The 9,393-nt window shown below is 55.9% G+C and carries 7 protein-coding genes and 1 tRNA gene; 5 read left to right on the top strand and 3 right to left on the bottom strand.

The window, feature by feature from the left end:
• Positions 1 to 109: 109 nt before the first annotated feature.
• Both murJ and VN114_RS08940 read left to right on the top strand, forming a co-directional pair.
• On the top strand, positions 110 to 1,660 hold the full coding sequence (gene murJ, locus VN114_RS08945; protein ID WP_325514063.1) for a murein biosynthesis integral membrane protein MurJ: 1,551 nt from the start codon (positions 110 to 112) through the stop codon (positions 1,658 to 1,660).
• 50 nt (positions 1,661 to 1,710) lie between these two features.
• Complete coding sequence (locus tag VN114_RS08940) at positions 1,711 to 2,550, top strand: SirB1 family protein (protein WP_325514061.1); 840 nt, start codon at positions 1,711 to 1,713, stop codon at positions 2,548 to 2,550.
• Positions 2,551 to 2,590: 40 nt separating this feature from the next.
• Here the strand turns inward: VN114_RS08940 and VN114_RS08935 are convergent, their stop codons facing one another.
• Positions 2,591 to 4,501, bottom strand: a complete 1,911-nt coding sequence (locus tag VN114_RS08935; RefSeq protein WP_325514059.1) for an ATP-binding cassette domain-containing protein — start codon at positions 4,499 to 4,501, stop codon at positions 2,591 to 2,593.
• 164 nt (positions 4,502 to 4,665) lie between these two features.
• Here VN114_RS08935 and VN114_RS08930 point away from each other — a divergent pair.
• From VN114_RS08930 to VN114_RS08920, 3 genes are all read left to right on the top strand, one after another.
• Positions 4,666 to 4,740: transfer RNA gene (locus tag VN114_RS08930), tRNA-Arg, on the top strand.
• A 99-nt stretch (positions 4,741 to 4,839) separates the two neighbouring features.
• Positions 4,840 to 5,307, top strand: a complete 468-nt coding sequence (locus VN114_RS08925; RefSeq protein WP_325514057.1) for a glycine zipper 2TM domain-containing protein — start codon at positions 4,840 to 4,842, stop codon at positions 5,305 to 5,307.
• A gap of 242 nt (positions 5,308 to 5,549) precedes the next feature.
• The gene (locus VN114_RS08920) at positions 5,550 to 6,248 is read left to right on the top strand and encodes a GntR family transcriptional regulator (RefSeq protein WP_325514055.1); all 699 of its coding nucleotides are present in this window, start codon (positions 5,550 to 5,552) and stop codon (positions 6,246 to 6,248) included.
• Positions 6,249 to 6,270: 22 nt separating this feature from the next.
• Here VN114_RS08920 and VN114_RS08915 read toward each other — a convergent pair whose 3' ends face one another.
• On the bottom strand, positions 6,271 to 7,866 hold the full coding sequence (locus VN114_RS08915) for a gamma-glutamyltransferase family protein (RefSeq protein WP_325514053.1): 1,596 nt from the start codon (positions 7,864 to 7,866) through the stop codon (positions 6,271 to 6,273).
• Positions 7,867 to 7,973: 107 nt separating this feature from the next.
• Entirely contained in the window at positions 7,974 to 9,290 is a 1,317-nt protein-coding gene (gene oxlT, locus VN114_RS08910; RefSeq protein ID WP_325514051.1) for an oxalate/formate MFS antiporter, read from the bottom strand.
• Positions 9,291 to 9,393: the final 103 nt, after the last annotated feature.

The raw sequence follows: 9,393 nt of genomic DNA, 5'->3' as shown, positions 1-9,393 counted from the left end.
ATCAGGAAATTATTAATTAAATAACAAAACGTTTTTCACACACGCTTCCGAATATCCGCTGATTCCGCCTTACCCATTGTTTTATAGCTAACCGCTATAATCCCGCTCCATGAACTTGCACAAAACGCTTGCGGCGGTATCCGGCATGACGATGGTTTCTCGCGTGACGGGCTTGATCCGCGAGATTTTGTTTGCACGGGCGTTCGGGGCCTCTGCCTATACGGACGCTTTCAATATTGCTTTCCGCATCCCCAACCTGTTGCGCCGGCTGTTTGCCGAGGGTGCATTTTCGCAGGCGTTCGTGCCGATTCTGGCTGAATACAAGAGCCAGAAAGGCGATGGTCCGACCAAGGATCTGGTCGACCATGTCTCGACGGTATTGATGTGGACCATGTTGCTGACCTGCGTGATCGGCATCATTGCCTCGCCCGCCATTATTTATCTGATTGCCACGGGACTGAAGTCGAAATCGGAAGCGTTCGACGCGTCGGTCTGGATGACCCGCATCATGTTTCCCTATATCGGGTTCATGTCGTTCGTTGCTCTGAGTGGCGGCATTTTGAATACCTGGCGCGAATTCAAGATTCCTGCCTTCACACCCGTTCTGCTGAACCTGACCTTCATCGTCGCGACCCTGTTTCTGGCGCCGCATCTGGAGCAACCCATCTATGCGATGGCGATTGCCGTACTGGTTGGCGGCGTCCTGCAGATGGTCATCCAAGTACCTGCCCTGTCGAAAATCGGCATGTTGCCGCGCCTGTCGGGCAATCCATTCAGTAGTCTGGCGGATGCCGGCGTGCGCAAGATCCTGCGCAAAATGGGCCCGGCAGTTTTTGCCGTTTCCGCCGCACAAATCAGCCTGATGATCAATACGAATATTGCATCACGCCTGCAAAGCGGCAGCGTGTCCTGGCTGTCGTATGCCGATCGCCTGATGGAATTTCCGACGGCATTGCTGGGCGTGGCGCTCGGCACAATTTTGCTGCCAAGTTTGTCGAAGGCAAATTTCGAGGGCGACAAGAAGGAATATTCCGCATTGCTCGATTGGGGATTGCGACTGACCTTCCTGCTCGCCTTACCTTGCGCCGTAGCGCTGGCGACCATTTCAGAACCGCTGACTGCCACACTTTTTCATTACGGCAGATTCGATGCATTATCAGTTGCCATGACGTCAAAGGCACTGGTTGCCTATGGCGTCGGTTTGATCGGTTTGATCTTGGTCAAGATTCTTGCGCCCGGATTCTATGCCCAGCAAAACATCAAAACGCCGGTCAAGATTGCCATCGGCGTGCTGATCGCCACACAGCTGATGAATCTGCTTTTTGTCCCATGGTTTGCACATGCAGGCCTGGCGTTATCGATCGGCCTCGGTGCCTGCATCAATGCCGCTTTTTTGTACTGGGGACTGAAGCGTCGCGGGATTTATAGCGCCTTGCCCGGCTGGCGGACTTTTCTCATTCGTCTTGCAGGCGCACTCATTTTGATGGCAGGCGTGGCATTATGGGTGGCAGCGCAGTTCGACTGGGTCGGGTTGCGTGTCGTTCCGCTGCAACGTGTCGGCGCTCTGCTGGTGGTTCTGGCTGCATGCGGCATCACCTACTTCGGCTCGTTGCTGGCAATGGGATTCCGGTTCCGGGATTTCAAGCGCATCGCGAACTGATCGTTGAAACAGGCATCTGAACAGGATAGACACCTCATGACGGGAGGCGTATGACGATCAAATCCCTCGAATACTTTGCCACACTGGTCCAACAGGAAGACAGCATTCCACTGTTCGAGGCCGCACTTTCAATAGCGCAAGATATTGATCCGGAACTCGATCTGGACGCACTGCAGACGGAAACCGACACACTCGCCGCGCGGCTCAGGCAACGCCTGCCCGCCGATGCGTCCAGCCTGCAAAAACTGCGACTGTTGAATTATTACTTCTACAACGAGCTCGGCTTCAGCGGTAACGTCAACGATTACTACAATCCCGACAATAGTTATCTGCATCGCGTATTGCATACACGACGCGGCATTCCGATTTCGCTCGCGGTGTTGTACATGGAACTGGCGCGTCAGATCGAACTGGACGTGCACGGCATTTCATTCCCCGGACATTTCCTGATGAAGATGACGGTGCAATCCGGTCAGGTGGTGCTCGATCCTTTCAATGGCACCAGCCTGTCACGCGAGGAACTGGAAGAGCGCATTGAACCGTATATCCTGCAGCAGGATTTTCCCGATGATTTTCAGCTCAGCGCGTATCTTGCATCCGCCAGTTCACGCGATATTCTGGTTCGCATGCTGCGCAATCTGAAAGCGTTGTTCATGCAGCACAAGCGCTGGCAGCGTCTGCTGGCCGTGCAGGAAAGGTTGCTGATCCTGCTACCGCACGATATTACCGAACGCCGCGATCGCGGGCTGGCATACGCGCATCTGGATTGTCCGCAAGCAGCATTACAGGATCTGGAAGCCTATCTTGCACAACGACCGTATGCGATGGATGCTGCCGCGGTGCAGGCGCGTCTACCCGAATTGCGCGAGGCAATCGGGCGCCTGAATTGAGCTGGTGTGGTAAAGAGCCAGTGAATAATGACGCCCGGCATCAGCCTTTCGAACGTGCGTCGACGTCTTCCCACTTTTGCAGCATTTCCAGCAACGCTTCATCGATTTCCTGAAAACGCTGGTTCAGCCGTTTAACTTCGTCAGGCTGTTGGGTATACAGATTTGCGTCGGCGAGTTTTTCCGTAATCAACTTTTGCTCTTCTTCCAGTTGCGCAATCATTGTCGGCAAGGTTTCCAGATCGCGCTGTTCTTTATAGCTGAGCTTTTTCTTTGATACAGGTGCAACCGGGGCCGGCGCCGTTTCGGTTTTTGCTTCTACCTTGGCTACCGCTTTCGGTGCACCTGCCGGCGTTGCCGCAGGACGCACGCGTTCCCAGTCGCTGTAACCACCGATGTATTCGCGCCACGCACCGTCGCCTTCTGCCACGATTACCTGCGTCACCACGTTATCGAGGAAGGTTCGGTCATGGCTGACGAGGAAAACCGTGCCTTTGTAATCTTCCAGCAGCTCTTCCAGCAGTTCCAGCGTATCGATATCCAGATCGTTGGTCGGTTCATCCAGCACCAAGACATTGGCCGGCTTGGCGAACAGGCGCGCCAGCAGCAAACGATTGCGCTCGCCGCCTGACAACGATTTGACCGGTGAACGCGCACGTTCCGGCGCGAAGAGGAAATCATTCAGATACGTCATCACATGCTTGCGCTGGCCGTTGATCTCGACCCAGTCGCTGCCCGGCGCGATCGTGTCGGCCAGGCTGGCATCCTCGTTCAGCTGCGCACGCATCTGGTCGAAATACGCGATCTGCAGTTTGGTCCCCTGCTTGACGCTACCGGAATCCGGTGTTTCTTCGCCGAGAATAATTTTGAGCAGTGTCGTCTTGCCTGCGCCGTTCAAACCGATCAGACCGACCTTGTCGCCACGCAGAATCGTCGCGCTGAAATCACGCACGATGACCTTGTCGCCGTAGACCTTGTTGATGTTTTCCAGTTCGGCCACGATCTTGCCTGAACGATCGCCGGATGAAACATCCAGCTTGACCTGTCCTTGCTGCTCGCGACGCTCGCTGCGCGTACGGCGCAATTCTTCCAGCCTGCGTACTCGTCCCTCGTCGCGCGTGCGGCGCGCCTGCACGCCTTTGCGAATCCAGACTTCTTCCTGCGCGAGGAACTTGTCGAATTTGGCATTCTCGACTTCTTCATTCGCCAGCAACTCGGCCTTGCGCCCTTGATAGGTCGTGAAATTACCGGGGAAGGAAAGCAGCTTGCCGCGATCCAGTTCGATGATGCGGGTGGCCACGTTATCGAGAAAGCTCCGATCATGGGTGATGAATAAAACGCTTCCCTTGAATTCGCGCAGCAAGCCTTCCAGCCAGAGTATCGATGTGAAATCCAGATGGTTGGTCGGTTCGTCCAACAGCAGCACATCCGGCGCGCTGACCAATGCGCGCGCGAGCGCGACGCGTTTCTGCATGCCGCCCGACAGTGTCCCCATCGTCGCGTCCTTGACGAGATTCAGGCGATCCAGCGTCGCTTCCACCTTGTGATTCAGGTTCCATGCATCGGCCGCATCGAGCTTGACCTGAATATCGTGCATGCGCTCCATCAGTGCATCGTCGTTGTCGCCACCGAATTGCCCGGTCAACGCGTCGTATTCGGTCAGCAACGCCTGCAATTCGCCCATGCCGGACGCGACGGCGTCATATACGGATGTCTCCGGAGAAAAATGCGGCTCCTGCTCGACGTAGGCGATCTTGATACCTTGCTGCATGACAAACAGGCCATCATCCAGTTTGGAGCGACCGGCAATGATCTTCAGCAGTGAAGATTTCCCGGTGCCGTTGCGGCCGATCAGACCGACGCGTTCACCGGTTTCCAGAGAAAATTCCGCATGATCGAGCAAGGGAACATGACCAAACGCGAGCTGTGCGTTGGATAGAGAAAGAACTGCCATAAAAACCCAGGGATGAAATCGCGAGCGAATGCACGCAATCGATTAAAGAACGAAGCCAGCATTGTACCGACAGACGCCCCTTCCCTCCGGGTTTCACTCCGAATCTTTACAGCGGTCGGCTATAATCCGGGGCGGAAATGAACAGTTTGCTCATTTTTCAGCGTCTCGCCGTAGTTCAATGGATAGAACGAGTGCCTCCTAAGCGCTAGATACAGGTTCGATTCCTGTCGGCGGGACCAATTTCCCTGTTCCTGCAGGTACGTGCGCTACCGAACCGAACGTCGTGCATCAAACGCTTACGCTGACTCCAGTCTGTGCCCACCACAACAGGAGTCATCATGAAAACAAATCAAAAAATCGCCGTACTCGCCATTGCTTCTGCCGCCATCCTATCCGGCTGCGGCACGCCGCAAAACAATACCGATTATCCAAATAATACTTATCCGGTCTCCAACGCCCCTGTCTACAACTCGGCGTATGGTGTCGTTGACTCAATCCAGGTCGTGCAGGCTTCCAGCGGCAATAGCGGCGTTGGCGGTGCGCTCGTCGGCGGCGTGGTCGGCGGCGTAGTCGGCAACCAGATCGGCGGCGGCTCCGGACGTGCACTGGCTACTGCAGCGGGCGCCGTTGGCGGTGCACTCGTCGGCAACCAGATCCAGCGCAACAACCAGCAGACACGCGACGTCTACCAGGTCGGTGTACGCCTGGACAATGGCGCGTATCAAACCATGACGCTCGATAGCGTCAACGACCTGCGCGTCGGTGACCGTGTCCGCATTGAAAACAGCCGGGTCTATCGTTACTGATTGCACTTATTGGATGATGAAGCCCGCGCACGTCGCGGGCTTTTTTATGTGAAAACGATTTCAGAACAATGGTCGCTCGAAAGAATTGAATGGTGAATTGTTTTGCTTCCAGGCGCTTTTCTTGCTTCGTGAAAAGAACGAAACGAATATACGGATACGTATAATCGGCATCATCCTGTTATTCGAAGCGAAGCGTGTAAGGCTGGCATCCAGCAGACAACACGGCATTCAAGGCTGACCACATGATTACAGAAGAACAAATCAAGGCACTGCAATCCGAAATGGAAGGGAACGGCGAGAATCAGGCGCAGATGGCCTATCGCATCCTGGAAGAAATGATTGTCACGCTGAAGCTGCCACCCGGCAGCAAGATTTCAGAGAAGGCACTGAACCGCTCGCTCGGTTTCGGCCGCACACCGTTGCGCGAGGCGCTGCAACGCCTGGCCATCGAAGGCAATGTAAAGATCCTGCCGCGTTCCGGTGTCATCGTGTCGGAAATTGATCTTGCCGATCAGCTGAACATGATCGAAGTCCGGCGCGAGCTGGAGAAAATCATCGCCGGCCGTGCCGCCCGGTTGGCAATGGAGGAACAGCGCAGCGTGTTCATGAAGCTGGCTGACAGTTTCGATCACGCCGCGCAGGAAAATGACGGCACGATCTTCATCGAAACCGACCGTGAATTCAACAGTCTGTGCATCGATACCGCCCAGAACAAATATCTGTCTTACGCGATTGGCCCGATCGAGGCACAAACCCGGCGCTTCTGGTATCTGCATTTCAAGCGCTTCGGCGATCTGCAGCGCGTGGCGCAACTTCACGCGAAAATTGCACGCGCCATCGCCGCCAACGACGAACCAGGCGCGCGCGATGCGGCCGATCGATTAATCGATTACGTGGAAGAGTACACGCGCAAAACGCTGCAGTTCATGGGCGGCCTGTAAAACCCGATCCAAACCAGTCGTATCAGAAACCCGCCACCGCACCATTGCTGCGCGGATCGAAGCCGCCTTCGAACATGCCGGCCGGCGTTCTGACAATGGCGCCGGCATGACCCACCATTTCATCGAATTCGCCGATCACATCCACATCGTGGCCGAGCGCCTTCAAACCATTGATGATGTCGGGCGTAAAACGGTTTTCCAGTTTCAGCGATTCGGAACTTTGCCCCCATGTCCGGCCAAGCAGCCAGCGCGGTGCCGAGATCGCTTGTTGCACAGCTTGATTGAAAACTGCGTAACGCGTGAACACGGCAGCCTGCGTCTGCGGCTGTCCGTCGCCGCCCATTGTGCCGTACACCATCGTGCGACCGTCCTTGAAGCGCATCAGCGCCGGGTTCAAGGTATGGAACGGTTTCTTACCCGGCACCAGCGCATTCGGATGTTGCGCATCAAGCGAAAAGGAACAACCACGGTTCTGCCAGTTGATCCCGCTGCGCGACAGCACGACGCCGGTGCCGAACTCGTGATAGATGCTTTGAATGAAGGACACCGCACGACCTTCGCCATCGATGACACCCAGCCAGACCGTATCGCCCGGGCCTTTTCCCTGCCCCCACGGATAAGCGCGCTGCAAGCTGATCGCTTGCACGTACGGTTGTAAAAACTCGTCCGTCAAAATCGTCTGCGGATCGATTTCCATGTGCTCCGGATCAGTCACATAGCGATCGCGGATCCTGAATGCCTGCTTGGTCGCTTCGACCAGCAGATGCACATATTCAAGACTGTCTTCCTTGTATTGCCCGATCTGCAGTCGATCGAGAATCGCGAGAATCGCGAGAGAAACAACACCCTGCGTCGGCGGTGCGGTGTTGTAGATATCGCCCAGACTGTGCGCCAGATGGACCGGCGGCACGATGCGCGCGCGATAGTGATGCAGGTCCTGCAATGTGATGGACAACCCGGCATCCCTCAGATCGGCGGCGATCGTTTCTGCAAGATCGCCACGGTAAAAACTGTCCAGTCCCTGTTCCGCCAGCGTACGTAAAGTCTTTCCGAGTCGTGGTTGTGCGAAACGACTGCCGGTGGTCGGCGGTTTGCCGTCGACCAGAAACGTATCGGCATAACCGGGCTGATTTTTCAGTTCCTCGATCTTTGCTGACGTGCTTGCGAACTGCGAGCGCGTCACCGGGATGCCGTCCTCGGCGTAATGAATGGCATCGGCCAACAGACGCGTCAGCGGCAATCGACCGCCCCAAGACGCACTGATTTCGAATGCCGTCTGCCAGCCGCTGACCGTGCCCGCCATCGTGGCGCCGGCCAACGGACCGCGAACCGGAATAGTGACCAATCCCCGCTTGCGATAAAAATCGATAGTAAGGTCCGCACCGGCCGTACCGCACGCTTCGATCGCCACGACTGGTTTGCCCGGTTCGGAAATAACCCAGAAGCCGTCGCCGCCGATTCCGTTCATGTGTGGATAAACAATGGCGATGGTCGATGCCGCAGCCATCATCGCCTCGATTGCATTGCCACCATCCTGCAGAACGGACAGCGCAGCCTGCGACGCCAGTGAATGCGGTGCAACCGCCATGCCACGTGTGGCGTGGGTCGTGTTCAGCATGAAATCCCTTTTCACAACAACAGTTAAAAACAAGGATTGTCCGCACCACGAACAATCCTCCGATTCATGGAGTAAAAGCGTGAGATACCGCTTGCACTCTGAAAAACTTACGATGCCGCTGGCACCGCAACATCGCCTGCAGAAAAATCCTCTTTCGTCTTCGCAAGAAACTTGCGGCGCACCGGCTTGAGAATAAGGATCGCCAAAAGCGCAGTCAGAAAATCCATGCAGATTACGGTCGCAAACACCGGCGTCCACGAACCGGTCGCATCGTGCAGCATCGCGGCCAGAGGACCGCCCAGTACCGAGCCGACACCTTGCGCCATGTACAGAAATCCGTAGTTGGTGGTGGCGTGCTTGGTACCGAAGGTATCGGTCAGGATGGACGGGAACAGCGAGAAAATTTCACCCCAGCCGAAGAACACGACACCCGACAGCAACACGAACAACACCGGGTTATGCGTCGTCAGCAGCCACAGCGTCATCGCCACACCTTCCATGCCGAACGCGATGAACATCGTGTTTTCGCGACCGATGCGATCCGACACCCAGCCGAAGAACGGTCGCGTCAAACCATTGGCAAAGCGATCGATCGTCAATGCCAGCGGCAAGGCCGCCAAGCCGAATACCATCGCCTCATGCACGCCAAAATCCTTGGCAAATGCACCCATCTGCGAAATGACCATCAGACCCGACGTCGACATCATCGTCATCATGATGAACATCAGCCAGAAGACCGGCTTCTTCAGCATCTCGCTCGATTTGTATCCATGCCCGGATTCGCGATTGGCGCTAGCCGTCTTGAACCGCGTTGCGAGTTCGACGACTTCATCGCTCTTCGGACGACGCATCCCCTGCGCCGCCAGAAAACCGACCACGCCAAGGATCAGGCCAAATGTCATCAGCGTGCTGGACACGCCTGACGATTTGATATGCGAGGAAATCGCAAACGTCGTCAGGATCGCGCCGAAGCCGTAACCCGCAGCGACCATGCCGACCGCGAAGCCGCGCTTGTCCGGAAACCATTGCACCATCAGGCCGACCACGCCGACATAGATAATCCCGGTGCCGACGCCGCCGAGCAGGCCGTAGGTCATATACAAACCCCAGACGCTGGTCGCATACGATGCCAGCACCCAGCTCAATGCCGTCAGGATCGCACCGGCGGAAAGCAGCATGCGCGGGCCGAATTTATCGATCAGGAATCCCTGGAACGGCGACAGGAAAGTCTGCGCAACGATCAGGATCGCAAAGGTCACCTGCACTTCCGGCAACGTTGCGCCCAGCGCTTTTGTCAAATCGGTCGTGAACAATGCCCATACATATTGCGGGCTGGAGATCGCCATCATCGCCACCACGCCGAAGAAGAGTTGCCACCATCTGCTTGTACCCACGGAAGTTGCGGGAAGAGTTGTTTGAGTCATGAGAACCTCCAGAAAAATTAAGGGGCCTGATGCAATCTCATCTTTATGTTTACTACTGACATGTCAGATTTAAGTGCAAGTTAGGCCGCATCGGTACGCTTGT

The organism is Oxalicibacterium sp., assembly GCF_035565035.1.
GTDB lineage: Bacteria > Pseudomonadota > Gammaproteobacteria > Burkholderiales > Burkholderiaceae_D > Oxalicibacterium.
This window is presented reverse-complemented; position numbering and strand designations above follow the sequence as displayed.

Coding starts and splice junctions, on each gene's coding strand:
- murJ (WP_325514063.1), top strand. CDS start 110: ATGAACTTGCACAAAACGCTTGCGGCGGTATCCGGCATGACGATGGTT.
- VN114_RS08925 (WP_325514057.1), top strand. CDS start 4,840: ATGAAAACAAATCAAAAAATCGCCGTACTCGCCATTGCTTCTGCCGCC.
- oxlT (WP_325514051.1), bottom strand. CDS start 9,290: ATGACTCAAACAACTCTTCCCGCAACTTCCGTGGGTACAAGCAGATGG.
- VN114_RS08915 (WP_325514053.1), bottom strand. CDS start 7,866: ATGCTGAACACGACCCACGCCACACGTGGCATGGCGGTTGCACCGCAT.
- VN114_RS08935 (WP_325514059.1), bottom strand. CDS start 4,501: ATGGCAGTTCTTTCTCTATCCAACGCACAGCTCGCGTTTGGTCATGTT.
- VN114_RS08940 (WP_325514061.1), top strand. CDS start 1,711: ATGACGATCAAATCCCTCGAATACTTTGCCACACTGGTCCAACAGGAA.
- VN114_RS08920 (WP_325514055.1), top strand. CDS start 5,550: ATGATTACAGAAGAACAAATCAAGGCACTGCAATCCGAAATGGAAGGG.